Here is a 17407-nt window from a genome sequence, read left to right as displayed (position 1 = left end):
CGGAATGGCGCGCGGTTCGATTGGAGACGCATGACCCAGTTCGACCTCACCGACGACCAGCGCGCGATCCAGGATATGGCCCGCAAGTTCACCGCCGATGCGATTACGCCGTTCGCTGCTGAATGGGATGAAAAGCATCATTACCCCGTCGATGTGTGGAAGGCGGCAGGCGCGCTGGGTTTCGGCGCGATTTATGTGGCGGAAGAACGCGGCGGGATCGGGCTCGGGCGGCTGGAGGCGGCGCTCATCATGGAAGCCATGGCGTACGGTTGCACCGCGACGTCGAGTTTCATCTCGATCCACAATATGGCGAGCTGGATGATCGACCAGTTCGGCGGCACGGAGATCAAGGATCGGTATCTGCCGCAGCTGGTCGGTATGGACAAAATCGCCTCCTATTGCCTGACCGAACCGGGCAGCGGATCGGATGCGGCAGCGCTCAAGACCACCGCCAAGCTCGACGGCGACCATTATGTCGTCAACGGGACGAAACAGTTCATCAGCGGCGCGGGCGTCAACGAGATTTACGTGACGATGGTCCGCACCGGCGAGGCGGGGCCGAAAGGCGTGTCGTGCCTCGTCATCGAAAAGGACATGCCGGGCGTCAGCTTCGGCGCGTTCGAGCGCAAGCTAGGCTGGAACGCATCCCCCACCGCGCAGGTGATCTTCGACAATGTGAAAGTGCCCGTCGCCAACCGTGTCGGCGCGGAGGGCGACGGGTTCCGCTTCGCGATGATGGGCCTCGATGGCGGGCGTATCAACATCGGTGCGGCGTCGCTGGGCGGTGCGCAACGCTGCCTCGACGAGGCGATTGCCTATACCAAGGACCGCCAGCAGTTCGGCAAGCCTATCGCTGATTTCCAGAATACCCAGTTCATGCTCGCCGACATGGCGACCGATTTAGAAGCGGCGCGCGCATTGCTCTACATGGCGGCGGCCAAGGTAACGGCGAACGCGCCCGACAAGTCGCGCTTTTCGGCGATGGCGAAGCGGCTCGCGACCGATACAGGGTCGAAAGTCGCCAATGACGCGCTGCAATTGTTCGGCGGGTACGGTTATTTGCAGGATTACCCCATCGAACGCTTCTGGCGCGACCTGCGGGTGCATTCGATCCTTGAGGGGACCAATCAGGTGATGCGGATGATCGTCGGGCGGGATTTGTTGCGGCAGTGAACGCCGAAGTCCTCATTGCGAAGGAAGGCCACCTAGGGCGCATCCGGCTGAACCGGCCCAAGGCGCTAAACGCGCTGACTACCGACATGTGCCTCCGAATGCTCGATGCGCTGGCCGATTTCGAAGCCGACGACGAAATCGCGCTCGTCGTGATCGACCATGCACAAGGGCGCGGCTTCTGCGCAGGTGGCGATATTCGCATGCTCTCCGACAGCATGAAGGGCGACGGCGTTGCGGCGCGGGCGTTCTTCCATACCGAATACCGGCTCGACCACCGGCTGTTCACTTACCCCAAGCCGACCGTCAGCATCATGGACGGCATCACGATGGGCGGCGGCGTCGGTATTGCGCTGCCCTGCCGTTATCGCATTGCGACCGAGAACACGCGCTTTGCGATGCCCGAAACCGGAATCGGCCTGTTCCCCGATGTCGGCGGTAGCTGGTATCTGTCGCGGCTGCCGGGGCAGGTCGGCAAGTTCATGGGGCTGACCGGGGCGCGGCTCGACGGCGCGGAGTGCCTCGCGTTGGGGCTGGCGACGCATTACATCGCGAGCGCGGATGTGCCTGCCGCCATCGCCGCGTTGAATGACAGCGCGGATATCTTCGCGACGCTCAAAAGCCATGGCGTCGGTGCCCCGCTCGCCCGCATCGTCGAGAACCGCACCCATATCGACCGGCTGTTCGCCGGAGACAGCGTGGCCGGAATCATGGCAGCGCTCGAAGCTGACGGTAGCGAGTGGGCGCTGAAGGAACTGGCGACGCTCCGCAGCAAATCCCCGCTGTCGATGGCCGTCGCGTTGCGCCAGTTGCGCGAGGGTGCGGCGATGACCGATTTCGCCGATATCATGCGGATGGAGTACCGCATCGCCGTCCGCGTCCTCGCGCACCCCGATTTCATCGAGGGCGTCCGCGCGGTCGTGATCGACAAGGATAATGCGCCGCGCTGGGTGCCGGATGCAAGCAGTGCCGATGTGGATGCCGTATTCGCGCCGCTGCCCGCCGAGCAGGAATGGACTCCCCTTTTATCGTCGCCCCGGGCTTGACCCGGGGTTAGGCTTCCTTTTGCTGGCTTCACGACGAAGAAGCCCAGCCCCGGATCAAGTCCGGGGCGACGGAGAATGAAAATGACTTACGAAACCATCCTCGTTGAAACCCGTAAAGCCGTGACGCTCGTCACGCTCAACCGCCCGCAGGCACTGAACGCGCTCAACAGCCAGATTCTCTCTGATCTGACCACCGCCTTCGCCGCCTATGACGCCGACCCCGGCCAGCGTTGCCTCGTCCTGACTGGCAGCGAAAAGGCGTTCGCGGCGGGCGCGGACATCAAGGAAATGTCGGACCAGTCGTTCGCCTCGATGTACGCCGCGAACTTTTTCGCGGGCTGGGAACGCATCACCGCGATCCGCAAGCCCTGGATTGCCGCCGTCAACGGCTTTGCGCTGGGCGGCGGGTGCGAGGTTGCGATGATGGCCGACTTCATCATTGCGGGCGATAACGCCAAGTTCGGTCAGCCCGAGATCAAGCTGGGCGTCACCCCCGGCATGGGCGGCTCGCAACGCCTGACCCGCGCCATCGGCAAGGCCAAGGCGATGGAGATGTGCCTGACCGGCCGGATGATGGGCGCGGAGGAAGCCGAGCGCAGCGGCCTCGTCGCACGCGTCGTGCCCGCCGCCGATCTGGTCGAGGAAGCGGTCAAGACCGCAACCGCCATTGCGGCGATGCCGCCGCTTGCCGCCATCGCCAACAAGGAAATGGTCAACGCCGCGTTCGAGACAAATCTCGCGCAGGGCATCCTTTTCGAGCGGCGGTTGTTTCACGGCCTGTTCGGCACCGACGACCAGAGCGAAGGCATGAGCGCTTTCGTCGAGAAGCGGCCGGGCAACTGGACGGGAAAATAGCATGACCACGATCGCCTTCATCGGCCTCGGCCACATGGGCGGCGGCATGGCCGCGAACCTGGCGAAATCCGGCCATGATGTCCGCGCGTTCGACTTGTCTTCCGAAGCCCTCCACCGCGCCAAGACCGCCGGATGCCTGCCCGCCGCCAGCGCAGCCGAAGCCGTGGCCGACGCCGAAGCGGTCGTGACCATGCTGCCCGCCGGCAAGCACGTCCGCGAGATCTACGAAACGATCCTCGCCCCGCACGCCAAAGCCGGGACGCTACTCCTCGACTGTTCGACCATCGACGTCACCACCGCGCGTGACGTGGCGACGCTTGCCGAGACCAAAGGGCTGATCGCGGTCGATGCCCCCGTCTCGGGCGGGATTGCTGCCGCTAACGCGGGCACGCTCACCTTCATGGTCGGCGGATCGGCAGAGGCCTTCGCGCGCGCCGAGCCGATCCTGTCGAACATGGGCAAGGCCGTCATCCACGCGGGCGCGAACGGCGCAGGCCAGGCCGCCAAAATCTGTAACAACATGCTGCTCGGCGCATCGATGATCGCGACATGCGAGGCGTTCGCGCTCGCCGACAAGCTCGGCCTCGACCTGCAACGCTTTTACGACATCGCCAGCGTGTCGTCGGGACAGAGCTGGTCGATGACAAGCTATTGCCCCATCCCCGGCGTCGGTCCCGAAACGCCCGCCGACCGCAACTACGAAGGCGGGTTTGCCGCCGCGCTGATGCTGAAAGACCTGTCGCTCGCCCGCCAAGCTGCCGCTTCGGTCGATGCCGACACCCCGATGGGCGCGCGCGCCGCCGAACTCTATCAGGCATTCGTTGACGGTGGCGCGGGGGGCCGCGACTTTTCCGCAATCATCACGACGCTGCGCGGCGAAAGCTAAAGCGCCGCAACCACCTGCGGCAGATCGACGGTTGTTCTGATCCCCGGCGCCGCTTCGCACACCGCCGCCACCGCATTGACCGCCCGGTGCCCGGTCAACCCCGGCGTGAACGCGGCATAATCCTCAGGCGCGACGGGGAAGGTGATGTTGACGTCGAGCGGCGTGTCGCCCTCGACCTGCACCCGCCAGCCGGACTCGCGCAGATTCCAGTCGGTGTCTTCGATATCGGTCGCGCAATACCAGTTGGCGCGAAACCGCAGCCGGGGCTTGCCGTCCTTCATGCCGCTGATGGTGATGCGCTGTGCAGCGACCGTGCCTGCCTCGATGACGCCCGCCGCAATCTCGACGCGGTTGCGCGCGGCGGACAGCTCACCGAAAGCGTCCCAGCTGTCGATCTCGATCCCGATCGCGTCGGCCACCTGCGCGAGCGACCCGGCGAAATCATGTTTCACGTAATCGACCTTGCGCTGGTCGAATTGCCCGGGCGACACGCCATAGCCCATCACATTGAACAGCAGGTCGGGCGAGTTGCGGCTGGTCATGTCGGCATATTCGTCGATCGTCAGGCAATCGAGCCGCCGCGACAGCGACAACAGCGGCAAGACCAGCGCCTCGGTCACGAAACCGGGACTCGATCCTGTACTGTAGATCGACGTGCCGCCCGCCGCGCACGCCGCCTCGATCTGCGCGCGCACGTCCGGGTCCATCGAGCGCGGATGATGGAAATCACCCCGCGTGGTGACGACATTCTTGCCCGAAGCCAGCAACCGGCACAGTTCGCCGATGTCGGTCCCCTGTCGCATGTACAACACGCAATCGGCTTCAGTCGCGACGAGCGCATCGACCGAGTTCGTTGCGATAACGCCGCACGGCGCAGTCCCGGCCAGTTCGCTCGCGTCCCGCCCGACCTTGTCCGGATTGCTCACCCACAGCCCGACGAGGTCCATGTCCGGATGCTCGATCACTGCGCGCAGCGACCGTGTCCCGATATTGCCGGTTGCCCATTGGATGACGCGATATCGCATGGTTTGCCTCCTTAAGGTCCGATGTAGCCGATAGTGCCGTGGCGCGGATCGGGCGTGTCGGCCTTCCACCGCACCGAGCCGAACGGGCGTTCGAGCTTTCGCCGGATGCGCAGATCGCCCGTGTTGCGGTGGAAGCTGCGCGCCGCCTCGTGCAGCGCGATATCGGCCTGGCTGAACCGGTCGCGCATCCTGAGATAGTCGCCCCAGGTCGGGCATTTATAGCGTTCGGTCCACAGCGCCGGATTGGCGATGTCGCGCGACATCGACCAGTCGAACCCGCCGTTCCGCAGGCGCGTTCGCTGGACCTGAAGCATTGCCATGTAGAAATCGCGCGCGCTGTCCGGATCGACGTCGTAGTCGATCTCGATCACGACCGGCCCCGACCGCATGGTCAGCGCCATGCCGACCTCGGGCTGGTGCGCGATCTCGACCGTTGCAACATCGGCTTCGGTCGATTCGGGCAAAGGCATCAACACCGACAACAGCGCCGTCGCGAGCAACGTCACGCCGGAGGCGACGACCGCAACCTGAACATCGGTCATGCTGGCCAGCACGCCCCAGAACACGGCACCGATGGCGATCCCGCCGGTCAGCGCCGAGGTGAACAGCGACAGGGCGCGCGCCGTCACCCATCGCGGCGCGGCCGTCTGAACCGATATGTTGAACAGCGCGATGGTCAGGATGTTTGCGCCGCCGCCGATGAACAGGCCGAGGCAGGTCAGCGGCAGCGAGCGGCTGAACCCGGTCAGCACCAGCGCCAGTCCCCCTGCGATAGCAAGCAATCGCGTCGCCCCTTCGGTGCCGAAGCGATTGCGAAACCAGCCGACCAGCAACGCGCCGGTCACTGCGCCGACGCCGCCCGCACCCAGCAATATGCCATAGGTATCGGCGTTGCCGCGCAGCAAATCCTTGGCGATCAGCGGTGCCAGCGCGGTTGCCGTCGCGCCCGCCAGTCCGAACATGAACGTGCGGAACAAGGCAGTGCGGATCGGTCCCGAATGGCGGATATAACGCATGCCCGACACGATCGCGCGGTCGAGCCGTTCAGGCGGCAAGCGCGACGGGACCTGGCGGCGCTTCCAGAAAAAGAACGCCAGCAGCAAGGGAAGGTAGAACAGCGCGTTGATCGCGAACGCCGCCTTCGCGCCGGCCGCCAGCACGATGAACCCCCCGATGGCCGGACCGAAGCTGCGCGCGACGCTCGAGCTGATCGTGCCGAGCGCGATGGCAGCGGGCACATTCGGCCCCTCGACCTGTTCGCTGATCGAGGCCTGCCAGGCGGGCGCATAGATCGCGACACCCGCGCCGATCAGCGCGCAAAAGGCAAGAATGACCCAGGGAGTCGTCAGCCCGGCAAAAGCGAGGGCAGTCAGCATCGCACCGCACAGCGACGAAAGGGCGAGACCCGACATTGCGATGCGACGGCGGTCGAACATGTCGGCAATTGCGCCGGCCGGCACTGCGACCAGCATCAGCGGCAGCATCGATGCGGTCTGGACGAGCGCAACCATGCTGGGCGACGAGGTCAGCCGCGTCATTTCCCACGCCGCCCCGACCGCAAGAATCAGCTGGCCGAAATTGGAAAGCAGGCTCGCCGACCAGATCGTGCGGAAAGTGCGCTCGCGCAGAGGCGCGAAGGTGCCGCCGAAGGGTGCGGCATCGGTGCTTTCCGTCATTGCCGCCCCCTTTCCTTCTTCGAGCGTTAGCGAGAAGCCCCACCGAGCGTCAGCGAGGTTTCCCGCAATGGTTCTCGCTAACGCTCGAACGAGCACCTCGCTGGCGCTCGGCGAAGAGCAGTTGTTCTAAACACCACGCGAGACGCTGAAAGCCCGCGCGCCATCAATCGCCTGCACGATTGGCGAAGGCGCGGCGGCCATGCCATATCGATCAGCGAAGGGCCGCGCGCCCGCTGCACATCCACGGAGCACCGACATGGCCGAAGCCTATATCATCGACGCCGTCCGCACGCCGCGCAGTATCGGCAAGATGGGCAAAGGCGCGCTGTCGCACATGCACCCGCAGCATCTGGCGGCGACGGTGCTCAAGGCGCTGAAGGACCGCAACAATCTGAACACCGCCGATGTCGATGACATCATCTGGGGCACAAGTGCGCAGATGGGGCAACAGGGCGGCGACATGGGCCGCATGGCCGCGCTCGACGCGGGATACGACCAGAAAGCCAGCGGCGTCACGCTGGATCGTTTCTGTGGCTCGGGCGTCACCGCGACCAACCTCGCCGCCGGGCAGATCATGTCGGGTATGGAAGACCTGGTCATTGCCGGCGGGACCGAGATGATGTCGTACGTAGCACATTACGGCGGCAAAGTCCGCGAGGCGGGTCTTGGCTCATCGGGCGGCATGAGCAACGGCAATGCGCGACTACAGGCGGCGCATCCGCAGTCGCACCAGGGCGTCGCCGCCGACGCGATTGCGGCGAAGGAAGGCATTTCGCGCGCCGAACTCGAAGCCTTCGGCGTGGAAAGCCAGCGCCGCGCAGGGGTCGCGATCAAGGAAGGCCGCTTCGCCAAATCGGTGGTCCCAGTGGTCGACGACGACGGCAATGTCGTGCTCGATCACGAGGAATATCCGCGCCCCGACACGACGGCGGAGACGCTTGCGGCGATGAAGCCCGCATTCGAGATGTTCGGCGCGATGCCCTCCGCGCCCGACGGTCCGACCTTCGCAGGGCTGATCAACCAGAAATACCCCGACCTGAAGATCGAGCATGTCCACCATGTCGGCACGTCATCGGGGGTGGTCGATGGCGCGGCGGCGATCCTGCTCGCGTCGAAGGACTATGCCGACAAGCACGGCCTCAAACCCCGCGCGCGCATCGTTGCGATGGCAAACGTCGGCGACTGCCCGACCCTGATGCTCAATGCGCCGGTTCCTGCGGCCAAGAAAGTGCTCGCCAAGGCCGGGCTGACCGTCGCCGATATCGATGTGTTCGAAGTCAACGAGGCTTTCGCGGTCGTGACCGAGAAGTTCATCCGCGACCTCGGCATCGACCGCGCCAAGCTCAACATCAACGGCGGCGCGATTGCGCTCGGCCACCCCATCGGCGCGACCGGCGCGGTTCTGATCGGCACCGCGCTCGACGAACTCGAACGCAGCGGCGGGCGCTACGCGCTGATCACGATGTGCGCGGCAGGGGGGATGGCCCCGGCAATTGTGATCGAGCGGGTCTAAAACAAAGGGGAAGCCGCCGTTGGCGCAATGCAGCAGAATGCTGGTAGGCAGGAGGAATTGCACAACGGGAGTGAGTCGAGATGTCTGACGAACGCACGACCGGGATAGGTCGTCGGGCAATCCTCGCCGCCGCCGCCGCCGGGCCACTTATGACACAAGCGGCCCGCGCCGCAGCCCCGCGCGCCGGTCGTTCGACGCAAGGCACCGTAGCGGGACGACGGCGGCTGGGTTCGCTCGAGGTTTCGAGCATCGGCCTCGGCGTCCAAAACAACCGCCGCAAGTATACGACCGAGACGCCCTATCGCCCCGAACAGGTCGCGCTGATTCGGACCGCGTTCGATCATGGCGTCACATTCTTCGACTGCGCCGAAGCTTACGGGCCGCACGAATGCGAGCGCATCCTCGGTGAGGCGATCCAGCCGTTCCGGGACCGGGTCGTGATCACCTCGAAGTTCGGCTGGAACATCGACCAGCAAACGGGCGAGCGGCGGCCGGGCCTCAACAGCCGCCCCGACCATATCAAACTGGTCGTCGATAATATGCTGCGACGCCTCCGCACGGACCGGATCGACCTACTCTACCAGCACCGCGTCGATCCCGACGTGCCGATAGAGGAGGTCGCCGGTGCGGTTCAAGACCTGATGCGACAGGGTAAGGTGCGGCATTGGGGCCTTTCGGAAATGGGCCTGAATACGCTGCGCCGCGCCCATGCGGCATTGCCGGTCACGGCAGTCCAGAATGAATATTCGATGCTGTGGCGCGGGCCGGAAGCCGAAGTGCTGCCGCTGTGCGAGCAACTGGGCATCGGCTTCGTCCCTTGGAGTCCGCTCGGCGCGCAGTTCCTGACCGGCTGGATCGATGCGAACACGCGGTTCGCGCCCGGTGACATCCGCGCGGTGGAAGGGCGGTTCACCCCCGAGAACCTGCCGCATAACCTGCAACTGGTGGCGGTTCTCACGCAATGGGCCGCGCGCAAAGCGGCAGCCCCGGCACAGATCGCCCTCGCCTGGCTGATGGCGCAAAAGCCCTGGATCGTCCCGATTCCGGGGACAACGAACGCGACTCACATGTTGCAAAATATCGGAGCCTCCAGCGTGCATTTTTCTGGCAGCGAATTGGTCGATTTGAACGCTCAGGTTCGTGCCATCGAGGTACGCGGGCAACGACTGCCCGATGCGGTCCTCGTTCATTCGGGCCGCGAGGCACCCTTGGCGGCCCGTAAATGATCAGGATGGCAATTGCTGCATCGGTGTTGGCGGGCTGCGCCATTCCGGCGACTGTCTTGGCGCAAACGGCTGCAGCCGGGGCGAACCCCGGCGCTCCCGCACCTGCCGTGCGACTGACGCGCTACGGCCTCGCGATATCGGTCGACGACGCCTTGGCGCTCATCGGACGCGCGCGGGCGTTTGCCACGGAAAAGAGCATGTCGATGGCCTTCGCTGTGGTCGATCCGTCGGGCGAACTTATCGCCTTCGCCCGGATGGAAGATGCCCCCTATGCGTCGATCCGGCTTGCCCAACAAAAGGCGCGCACGGCCGCACGGCTGAGGGTGTCCACGGCGACACTTCAGGAACGCGTGACCGCCGGTGAAGTACGGCTAATGTCGTCGGACGAGGTGATCGCGATCGGCGGTGGCGTACCGATTATCGTGAATGGTCGCGTCGTCGGTGCGCTGGGTGTCTCGGGTGGAACGGCAGCCGAAGATGCTGCACTCGCTGCGGCCGCTACGCGCTGATCACGATGTGCGCGGCGGGGCGTATCCGCTTTCGAGTGAGCAGATTACGCGCTGGAACGAGCGAAATGTCGGCGACAACCGAGATGCGACCAACCGGTCCTATTTCGGTCCAAAACGTGAACAAAAATGCTTTCCTACACTTGCGCCCTCAGCCAGCATGTTACGTGATTCGATATCCGTGCCGCTCTTTCAAACCTGTCTATCCGTCCCACGGACGCAGAATTCGCACCGCGCGCGCGGTCGAGCGCACGGGGCTTCGCAAGCACCTCGGCTATATCGTTTCAGGTGTGACCTTTGTGACCTTTGGCGGAAATCTGCCAAAAACGGCGCGTCAGCGCCGATCCCTTATCGCGGCGGCATCCGGATTGCGCCATCCAGCCGCACGCACTGACCGTTGAAATAGGTATTGCGGACCAGTTCCATCATCAGGCTGCCGAACTCGTCGGGCTTGCCGAGGCGCTTCGGGAACGGCACCGCTGCCTCCAGCCCCGCGAACACGGCGGGCGCGCGGTCCTTCACCCCCAGCATCGGCGGGGTCGCGAAGGTACCGGGGAGGATCGCGTTCACGCGGATGCCGAGGTCCATCAGGTCGCGGGCCATCGGCAGGACCATCGCGTTGACGGCACCCTTGCCCGATCCATAGGTCACCTGCCCGATCTGCCCGTCCTGCGAAGCACAGGACGAGGTCAGGATAATCGTCCCGCGCTCGCCGTCGTCGTTGAGCGGATCCTCACCCGCCATGCCGAGCGCCGCAATCGACGCCATGCGGTAGCTCGCGACTGCGATGCCCAACATGCCGCGCTCGAACCCCTCCGTCGGCGCACGCTTGAAACCGCCGGTGGTCTTGTCGAAGCCGACGGTCTTCCCCCCGCCCGCGACCATCGCGCAGTGAACCAAAATGCGTTCCTGCCCGTTCGCCGCGCGCGCCGCGTCGAAGCCGGCGACCACGCTCTCCTCCGACATGATATCGACCCGGTGGAAAGTCGCGCCGATTTCTTCCGCGATGGCGGGACCAGCCTCGGCAATGTCGAAAATCGCCACCTTTACCCCCGCCGCGCGCAACGCCTTTGCGCTCGCGAGCCCGAGGCCGGATGCGCCGCCGGTTACGACAGCGGCAAGTGAGGACGTGATTTCCATGGCAGCTCTCCCGACTAGTGCCCGATCCGTTATCGCCCTGACGCTCGATAGCAAATCGCGTCCGTCCGGCATCGTGCGAGCGATAGCGCCCGCGACAGCCGCGATGCGGGGTTGCGGCGCGGGGGACAGCTTCTAGTCGTAAGGCAACAAGGGTGCGGCTGCCGCGCCGAGGGGAGATCGAGCGACCATGACCCATGTCATGAAAGGTGTGCGTGTGCTGGAAGTAGCGCAGTTCACCTTCGTGCCTGCTGCAGGCGGCATCCTCGCCGATTGGGGCGCGGACGTCATCAAGGTCGAGCATCCCAAGCGCGGCGATACCCAGCGCGGTTTCCTGAATATGGGGGGCGTGACGCTCGATCCGCTGCGCCACACGCTGATCGAACATCCCAACCGCGGCAAGCGCAGCGTCGGCATCGATATCTCGACGCCCGACGGACAGGAAGTGCTCTACGAGCTCGCCAAGACCTGCGACGTGTTCCTGACCAATTACCTTCCGCAGGTGCGCCAGAAGAACAAGTTCGACGTCGAGCATATCCGCGCGGTCAATCCCGACATCATCTATGCGCGCGGCAGCGCGCTGGGCGACAAGGGCGACGAGCGCGAGGTCGGCGGGTTCGACGGCACCTGCTTCTGGTCGCGTAGCGGTATCGCCCACGCCATGACACCCGAGGAACTGCCGGGGCCGCTGGGCCAAGGAATCCCGGCATTTGGCGACTCCATCGGCGGTATGTTTATCGCGGGCGGCATTTCGGGCGCGCTCTACCACCGCGAAAAAACGGGCGAGGCGACCGAGATCGACGTCTCCCTGCTTAGCACGGCATGGTGGGCATCGGGCGCGGTCATTTCACAGCTGATGGAAACCGGCGTCTCGGTCCGCAACTCGATGCCGGTTTCCGGCGGTGGCGCGCGCAGCCCGTTCAACGGCAATTACCGCACATCGGACGGGGGGACGATCAACCTGTGCATCAACAGCCCGACCGGCCTGATCCGCGACACCTTCGAGCATTTGGGTATCCCCGAACTCGCTGACGACCCGCGCTTTTCCGAGCCGCTGGCACTATTCGACAATGCCCGCACCGCCAGCGACCTGATGGTCGAGGCGTTTGCCAAACAGCCCTTCGCTTATTGGAAAGAGCATTTGCGGACGATGCGCGGGCAATGGGCCCCAGTGCAGAGCTTCGAGGACTTACTGAAAGACAATCAGGTGCTCGCCAACGACATGATCGTCGAGGTCGAGGCGGCGGACGGCGGCGCGCCGCTGAAACTGGTGCGCGGGCCGGTGCAGTTCGATCACAAGCCGCTCGAAACGACGCGCGCCCCGCAGGCGTCGGAGCACACCGAACTGGTCCTGATGGAACTCGGTCTTGAATGGGACCGGATCGAGGACCTAAAAGCCAAGGGCGCGATTGCTTGAGGATGATATCATGAAGCCCGGAACCAAACTCAAGAGCCAGGTCTGCGATACGGAGGTGATGGTCATCCGCGCAGGCGCCGGGACGATCGAGTGCGGCGGCACGGCGATGGCCGAGGGCAAGCCGGACACGCCGGGTTCGCTGAGTAGCGACCATGCCAACGGATCGCTGATCGGCAAGCGCTACGTCGATGCGGCGAACACTTTCGAACTGCTGTGCGTCAAGCCGGGCAAGGGGTCGCTGTCGGTCGATGGCGCCGCGCTGGGCATCAAGGACGCCAAACCCCTGCCTGCGTCCGACTGATCGGCGAGCGGCAGCCCAATGAACATCGCGCTGCTGCTTGAAATGGCGGGGGACTCGGCTCCTGACCGCATCGGCCTTGTCTGCGATGGCACACGCTGGACCTATGGCGAACTGCTGACCGCTGCGCGCGGCGCCGCAGAGTTGATCGAGGCCAGCGGCGCGAGCCATGTCGCTCTGCTCGACGAAAGCAGCGAAGCCGCAGTGATCGCGCTGTTCGGTGCAGCGCTCGCGGGCGTGCCCTATTGCCCGCTCAACTATCGGCTCGCCGATGCCGATCTTGCCGCGCTGCTCGGGCGGATTGCGCCTGCGCTGATCGTCGGCGATGTCGCACGGGTCGAGGCACTGGCCGGGGGGCAGGTGCACAAGACCTATGCCCGCGCCGATTTCACCGCAGCGGCGCAGGCCGCGACCGTAGCCGAAGGCCGCGATTACGACAGCGGCAAGGGCATCGCCGTCCAGCTGTTCACCAGCGGCACCACGGCCGCGCCCAAAGCGGCAATCCTGCGCCATGCCAACCTGCTGTCGTACATCCTCGGCACGGTCGAGTTTGCGTCCGCCGAGGAGAGCGATGCCGCGCTGGTCTCGGTGCCGCCCTATCATATCGCGGGCATTTCCGCGTTGATGAGTTCGATCTACGCACAGCGCCGCATCGTCATGCTCCCCGCCTTTTCACCCGAAGGCTGGGTCGCACTGGCGGGGACCGAGCGCGTCACCAACGCCTTTGTCGTGCCGACAATGCTGTCGCGGATCATCGAGGCGATGGACAAGGGGACATCGGCGGACATCTCCAACCTGCGCGCCATTTCCTATGGCGGCGGCAAGATGCCGCTCGAACTCATCCACCGCGCGCTCGACCTGTTTCCCGCGACCGGCTTCACCAACGCCTATGGTCTTACCGAAACCAGCTCGACCGTCGCCCTGCTCGGCCCCGACGAACACCGCGCGGCGCATGCCTCCGACGACCCGACGGTTCGCGCGCGGCTATCGTCAGTGGGGCGGCCGCTGCCGACCATCGAGCTCGAAATCCGCGACGAGGACGGGCGTTGCTGCCCGGTCGGCGAGGCAGGCGAAATCTACCTGCGCGGCGACCAGGTGTCGGGCGAGTATCGCGAGAAGAGTGCGCTGGACGCCGACGGCTGGTTCCCGACACGCGACGCCGGATACATCGACGACGAGGGCTATCTGTTCCTCAGCGGCCGGGCCGACGACGTCATCGTGCGCGGCGGCGAGAACATGTCGCCGGGCGAGATCGAGGACGTGCTGCTGGCCCACGACGCCATTGCCGATGCGGCGGCGGTTGCGGTGCCGTCGGTCGAATGGGGCGAAGCAGTCGGCGTGGCGCTCGTTGTCCGCGACGGCCATACGCGCCCTGCCGAAGCCGACCTCAAGGAACTCGTCCGCGCCCGCCTTCGCTCCTCGCGCGTTCCCGAACGGCTCCTGTTCGTTGACGCCTTGCCCTACAATGAAATGGGCAAGCTGCTCCGCCGCGAAGTCAAAACACTATTCGGTGGATGACCTCCACGCTTCGCTGACGCGCTGGGCCGACAAGCAGCTTGCGGCGCTGGCCGCACTGACCGGATCGAATGCGATTTCGTGTATGAGCGGCGCGCAGACGATGAAACGAACACCTCGCCAAAGCAGCTGCCGTTTCCACGCTGCTAGCGACGGACATGTGGCGCTTAACCTGGCGCGGGCCGACGATCTCGACCTGCTGCCCGCGCTGTTCGGAGAGAAGGACGTTACCGAGGCCGACATCGCGGCGCACATGACAGGGGTGCAAGCTGGCGAAATCGTGGCGCACGGGCGCGCGCTGGGGCTTGCCGTCGCGCATCTCGACGAGCAGCCGGTGAGCCTCGCGTGCATTGTCAAAACGGTCGGCCTGCCGCGCGGGCCATCGCGTGAACGGCCGCGCGTCATCGACCTTTCGGCGCTCTGGGCAGGGCCGCTCTGTGCGCATCTGCTCGGGGCAAGCGGTGCGGAGGTGGTCAAAGCCGAAAGCCCGAACCGTCCCGACGCGCTGCGCTCCGGCGATCCGGCGCTCTACACCCGGCTCAATGGTGCCAAGGAGCATCGAACGCTCGACTTCCGCACGGCGGAAGGTCGCGACGCCCTAATCGCGCTGATCCGTGGCGCGGATTATGTAGTCGAGGCCGCGCGACCGCGTGCGCTGCTGCAGACGGGGATCGATGCCGATGCGCTGGTGCGCGAAGTGCCGGGGCTGATCTGGATCACGATCACGGCGCACGGCATCGCGGGCGATGCCGCCAACTGGATCGGGTTCGGTGACGATTGCGGCGTGGCAGGCGGGCTGAGCGCTGGGGAATTTCGGGCGACGGGCAAGGTCGGCATCGTCGGCGATGCGATCGCCGATCCGCTGACTGGACTCTACGCGGCGCGGATGGCGCTGGAGCAGCGACAACGCGGCACCGGCGCACGCCTTGTCCTGTCGATGAGTGGCGTAGCTGCGCTGGCGCTGAGCGAAGCGCGGTTATGCTGATCAGAGGCGCCGAGGTCTGGCAGCAGGGCATTGCCGATGTCCGCATCGCCGGAGAGCGGATCGCGGCGGTCGGGCGACTGGATGCGAACGATGGCGAGCCCGTGATCGAGGCGCAGGGCGGCGCACTGCTCCCTGGCCTGCACGACCATCATATCCATCTCGCCGCGCTGGCCGCCAAGGCTGCATCGGTGGCGTGCGGTCCGCCCGAGGTCTCGGACGAGGCGGCACTGGCCAAAGCGCTCGCGCGACCCGGCGAGGGCTGGATGCGCGGTATCGGCTATCACGAGAGCGTCGCGGGGATGCTCGACACGGCGATGCTCGACGGACTCGTGCCGCATCGCCCGGTTCGCATCCAGCATCGTTCGGGGCGGATGTGGTTTCTCAACAGCCTCGCAATCGACGAACTGCTCAGGCGTGCCGCGCCGCCGCCGGGGTTCGACCGCACGACCGGGCGATTGTTCGACGAAGACCCCTGGCTGCGCGAAACACTCGTCAGCATCCCGCCCCGATTCGAAACGGTCAGCGCGCAACTCGCCGCAATGGGGGTGACCGGCCTGACCGACATGACCCCCGCCAACGACATCGCGACCGTCGCGCACTTCCGCACGGAACAGGCGGCAGGTCGGCTCGTCCAAAAAACGGTACTGGCCGGGTCGTTGATGCTGGCAGGTGCCGATTTCGACCCGTGTCTGATGCTTGGCCCGGCCAAGCTGCATCTGCACGAAGCCGCCTTCCCCGACCTCGACGCCACGATTGCCTTTGCGCGGGCCGCGCATGAACAGGGACGCGGCGTCGCGGTGCATTGCACGACCGAGGCCGAACTGGTGTTCGCACTCACCGTGCTCGACGCCGGCGGACCGATGCGCGGCGATCGCATCGAACATGCCGGAATCGCGCCCGATACGCTGGTCGCCGAAATCGCACGGATGGGTTTGTGGGCGGTGTCGCAGCCGCATTTCATTGCCGAGCGCGGCGACCGTTATGCGCGTGACGTCGAGCCGCGCGATCTGCCCGCACTCTACCGGCTGCGCGCCTTCACCGATGCGGGCGTAACCTTGGCAGCGGGCAGCGACGCGCCGTTCGGCGGGGCCGACCCTTGGGCGTCGATGGCCGCCGCCGTTTCGCGCACGACGCGTGACGGGCCGATGCTCGGTGCGGCGGAGGCGTTGACGCCCGAGGCGGCGCTCGGCCTGTTCCTCGCCGACCCGCACGATCTGACCTGCGAACGTCGCATCCAACCGGGCGCGCCGGCCGATCTGTGCCTGCTCGACCGCGACTGGGCGGCGGCGCGGATACGGCTGTCAGCCGCCGATGTCCGCCTGACCATGATCGACGGGAACATCGTCCATGATCGCGTCGATCAGGCCCCAGGCTAACGCCGTGCGCGCACCGATCCGCTTGCCCGACAGGATCATCGCCGCCGTCCGCGCGCGCCCGATGCGGCGCGGCACCGACACGCACCCGCCTGCGCCGGGGATCAGCCCCATCGCCAGTTCGGGGAGCTGGAACCAGGCATCGGCTGTCGCCGTGAAGCGATGCGCGAACGCCGCCATCTCGAGCCCGGCGCCGACGCAGCCGCCCTGCACATGCGCCGTGAACTTCCCGCCGCATCGGACGATGGCATGCGCGGGAAGTGTCTCCATCCGGATCGCATGGGCCACCGCCGGATCGCGGGTCGTGCCGAATTCGTCGAGGTCCCCCCCTATACAGAACGCCCGCCCCGCACCGCGCAAGCGGACCGCCATCACTTCCGGATCGAGCGCGGCAACGGTGAACCCCTCATGCAACGCATCGCGCATCGGGCGATCGATAGCATTGAGCGCCCACGGTCGGTCGAGGACGATGTCGATGACATTGCCAATTCGTTCGATCCGGACGCGCCCGGGTTCGCGGTACACAGCAGCCGGTATGCGCTGTGCCAGCCAACGCCCGTGCGCGTCGCTTCCCTGCAGCCGGCCATATTCAAGCGATTCCTGCTCCAGCCCGTGCATCGCATCATCGAGATCGATCATGGCCAGCAGATCGAGCAGCGCGCGCGCCGCCGCCGGTTGCGCCGCCATCCCGGCGCGCACGGCGTCTGCCGATATCGGCGGCGCGGCGAGGAGAGCGGGATCGTCGGAAAGGCTATCGGGCCGCATCACCGCGACTTACT

The 17407-nt window shown here is 65.7% G+C and carries 16 protein-coding genes; 12 read left to right on the top strand and 4 right to left on the bottom strand.

The genetic code is table 11. The features are described from left to right. Positions 1-30: 30 nt before the first annotated feature. The 4 genes from M0209_RS00590 to mmsB all read left to right on the top strand — a co-directional run bounded on the left by M0209_RS00590 (position 31) and on the right by mmsB (position 3957). Positions 31-1173 carry an acyl-CoA dehydrogenase family protein gene (locus tag M0209_RS00590; protein WP_258886236.1) on the top strand — a complete coding sequence of 381 codons (1143 nt, stop codon included), beginning with the start codon at positions 31-33 and terminating at the stop codon, positions 1171-1173. Beyond that, entirely contained in the window at positions 1170-2216 is a 1047-nt protein-coding gene (locus M0209_RS00585) for an enoyl-CoA hydratase/isomerase family protein (RefSeq protein WP_258886235.1), read from the top strand. The genes M0209_RS00590 and M0209_RS00585 overlap by 4 nt, the downstream gene beginning before the upstream one ends. 81 nt (positions 2217-2297) lie before the next feature. Then, on the top strand, positions 2298-3071 hold the full coding sequence (locus M0209_RS00580) for an enoyl-CoA hydratase (protein ID WP_258886234.1): 774 nt from the start codon (positions 2298-2300) through the stop codon (positions 3069-3071). Position 3072: 1 nt separating this feature from the next. After that, a complete protein-coding gene (gene mmsB, locus M0209_RS00575; RefSeq protein WP_258886233.1) occupies positions 3073-3957 on the top strand; it encodes a 3-hydroxyisobutyrate dehydrogenase in 885 nt (294 codons plus the stop codon). Here the strand turns inward: mmsB and M0209_RS00570 are convergent. Both M0209_RS00570 and M0209_RS00565 read right to left on the bottom strand, forming a co-directional pair. Continuing rightward, positions 3954-4982 carry a dihydrodipicolinate reductase gene (locus M0209_RS00570; RefSeq protein WP_258886232.1) on the bottom strand — a complete coding sequence of 343 codons (1029 nt, stop codon included), beginning with the start codon at positions 4980-4982 and terminating at the stop codon, positions 3954-3956. The two genes, mmsB and M0209_RS00570, sit on opposite strands and share 4 nt — an antisense overlap. A gap of 11 nt (positions 4983-4993) precedes the next feature. Continuing rightward, complete coding sequence (locus tag M0209_RS00565; protein WP_258886231.1) at positions 4994-6658, bottom strand: MFS transporter; 1665 nt, start codon at positions 6656-6658, stop codon at positions 4994-4996. Between the two features lie 256 nt (positions 6659-6914). On the opposite strand from M0209_RS00565, the gene M0209_RS00560 reads away from it, so the two are divergent. The 3 genes from M0209_RS00560 to M0209_RS00550 all read left to right on the top strand — a co-directional run bounded on the left by M0209_RS00560 (position 6915) and on the right by M0209_RS00550 (position 9906). Then, on the top strand, positions 6915-8171 hold the full coding sequence (locus tag M0209_RS00560) for an acetyl-CoA C-acetyltransferase (RefSeq protein WP_258886230.1): 1257 nt from the start codon (positions 6915-6917) through the stop codon (positions 8169-8171). An 80-nt stretch (positions 8172-8251) separates the two neighbouring features. Continuing rightward, complete coding sequence (locus M0209_RS00555; RefSeq protein WP_258886229.1) at positions 8252-9397, top strand: aldo/keto reductase; 1146 nt, start codon at positions 8252-8254, stop codon at positions 9395-9397. Then, on the top strand, positions 9394-9906 hold the full coding sequence (locus M0209_RS00550) for a heme-binding protein (protein WP_258886228.1): 513 nt from the start codon (positions 9394-9396) through the stop codon (positions 9904-9906). The genes M0209_RS00555 and M0209_RS00550 overlap by 4 nt, the downstream gene beginning before the upstream one ends. A 345-nt stretch (positions 9907-10251) precedes the next feature. Here the strand turns inward: M0209_RS00550 and M0209_RS00545 are convergent, their stop codons facing one another. Beyond that, positions 10252-11043 carry an SDR family oxidoreductase gene (locus M0209_RS00545; RefSeq protein WP_258886227.1) on the bottom strand — a complete coding sequence of 264 codons (792 nt, stop codon included), beginning with the start codon at positions 11041-11043 and terminating at the stop codon, positions 10252-10254. Between the two features lie 187 nt (positions 11044-11230). Here M0209_RS00545 and M0209_RS00540 point away from each other — a divergent pair, with 187 nt between their 5' ends. The 5 genes from M0209_RS00540 to M0209_RS00520 are packed head-to-tail and all read left to right on the top strand — an operon-like array spanning position 11231 to position 16631. Continuing rightward, entirely contained in the window at positions 11231-12457 is a 1227-nt protein-coding gene (locus M0209_RS00540) for a CaiB/BaiF CoA-transferase family protein (protein WP_258886226.1), read from the top strand. Between the two features lie 10 nt (positions 12458-12467). Beyond that, entirely contained in the window at positions 12468-12758 is a 291-nt protein-coding gene (locus M0209_RS00535) for a hypothetical protein (RefSeq protein WP_258886225.1), read from the top strand. Positions 12759-12776: 18 nt separating this feature from the next. Further along, positions 12777-14273: a class I adenylate-forming enzyme family protein gene (locus M0209_RS00530; RefSeq protein WP_258886224.1), complete on the top strand. Its 1497-nt coding sequence runs from the start codon at positions 12777-12779 to the stop codon at positions 14271-14273. Next, positions 14266-15255: a CoA transferase gene (locus tag M0209_RS00525; RefSeq protein ID WP_258886223.1), complete on the top strand. Its 990-nt coding sequence runs from the start codon at positions 14266-14268 to the stop codon at positions 15253-15255. Before M0209_RS00530 ends, M0209_RS00525 begins: the two co-directional genes overlap by 8 nt. Beyond that, the gene (locus M0209_RS00520) at positions 15249-16631 is read left to right on the top strand and encodes an amidohydrolase family protein (protein WP_258886222.1); all 1383 of its coding nucleotides are present in this window, start codon (positions 15249-15251) and stop codon (positions 16629-16631) included. Before M0209_RS00525 ends, M0209_RS00520 begins: the two co-directional genes overlap by 7 nt. Here the strand turns inward: M0209_RS00520 and M0209_RS00515 are convergent. Continuing rightward, complete coding sequence (locus tag M0209_RS00515) at positions 16557-17393, bottom strand: enoyl-CoA hydratase/isomerase family protein (RefSeq protein ID WP_258889528.1); 837 nt, start codon at positions 17391-17393, stop codon at positions 16557-16559. The two genes, M0209_RS00520 and M0209_RS00515, sit on opposite strands and share 75 nt — an antisense overlap. Between the last annotated feature and the right edge of the window lie 14 nt (positions 17394-17407).

It is taken from the genome of Sphingomonas sp. SUN039, from assembly GCF_024758725.1.
Lineage (GTDB): Bacteria > Pseudomonadota > Alphaproteobacteria > Sphingomonadales > Sphingomonadaceae > Sphingomonas_O.
Note: the sequence above shows the minus strand (reverse complement) of the source record. Positions and strands in the feature narration are given on the sequence as shown.

What these genes read in the sequence shown, in the direction of transcription:
- M0209_RS00550 (WP_258886228.1), top strand. Translation starts at nt 9,394, where the DNA reads ATGATCAGGATGGCAATTGCTGCATCGGTGTTGGCGGGCTGCGCCATT.
- M0209_RS00555 (WP_258886229.1), top strand. Translation starts at nt 8,252, where the DNA reads ATGTCTGACGAACGCACGACCGGGATAGGTCGTCGGGCAATCCTCGCC.
- M0209_RS00580 (WP_258886234.1), top strand. Translation starts at nt 2,298, where the DNA reads ATGACTTACGAAACCATCCTCGTTGAAACCCGTAAAGCCGTGACGCTC.
- M0209_RS00535 (WP_258886225.1), top strand. Translation starts at nt 12,468, where the DNA reads ATGAAGCCCGGAACCAAACTCAAGAGCCAGGTCTGCGATACGGAGGTG.
- M0209_RS00560 (WP_258886230.1), top strand. Translation starts at nt 6,915, where the DNA reads ATGGCCGAAGCCTATATCATCGACGCCGTCCGCACGCCGCGCAGTATC.
- mmsB (WP_258886233.1), top strand. Translation starts at nt 3,073, where the DNA reads ATGACCACGATCGCCTTCATCGGCCTCGGCCACATGGGCGGCGGCATG.
- M0209_RS00540 (WP_258886226.1), top strand. Translation starts at nt 11,231, where the DNA reads ATGACCCATGTCATGAAAGGTGTGCGTGTGCTGGAAGTAGCGCAGTTC.
- M0209_RS00515 (WP_258889528.1), bottom strand. Translation starts at nt 17,393, where the DNA reads ATGCGGCCCGATAGCCTTTCCGACGATCCCGCTCTCCTCGCCGCGCCG.
- M0209_RS00530 (WP_258886224.1), top strand. Translation starts at nt 12,777, where the DNA reads ATGAACATCGCGCTGCTGCTTGAAATGGCGGGGGACTCGGCTCCTGAC.
- M0209_RS00545 (WP_258886227.1), bottom strand. Translation starts at nt 11,043, where the DNA reads ATGGAAATCACGTCCTCACTTGCCGCTGTCGTAACCGGCGGCGCATCC.
- M0209_RS00590 (WP_258886236.1), top strand. Translation starts at nt 31, where the DNA reads ATGACCCAGTTCGACCTCACCGACGACCAGCGCGCGATCCAGGATATG.
- M0209_RS00520 (WP_258886222.1), top strand. Translation starts at nt 15,249, where the DNA reads ATGCTGATCAGAGGCGCCGAGGTCTGGCAGCAGGGCATTGCCGATGTC.
- M0209_RS00570 (WP_258886232.1), bottom strand. Translation starts at nt 4,982, where the DNA reads ATGCGATATCGCGTCATCCAATGGGCAACCGGCAATATCGGGACACGG.
- M0209_RS00565 (WP_258886231.1), bottom strand. Translation starts at nt 6,658, where the DNA reads ATGACGGAAAGCACCGATGCCGCACCCTTCGGCGGCACCTTCGCGCCT.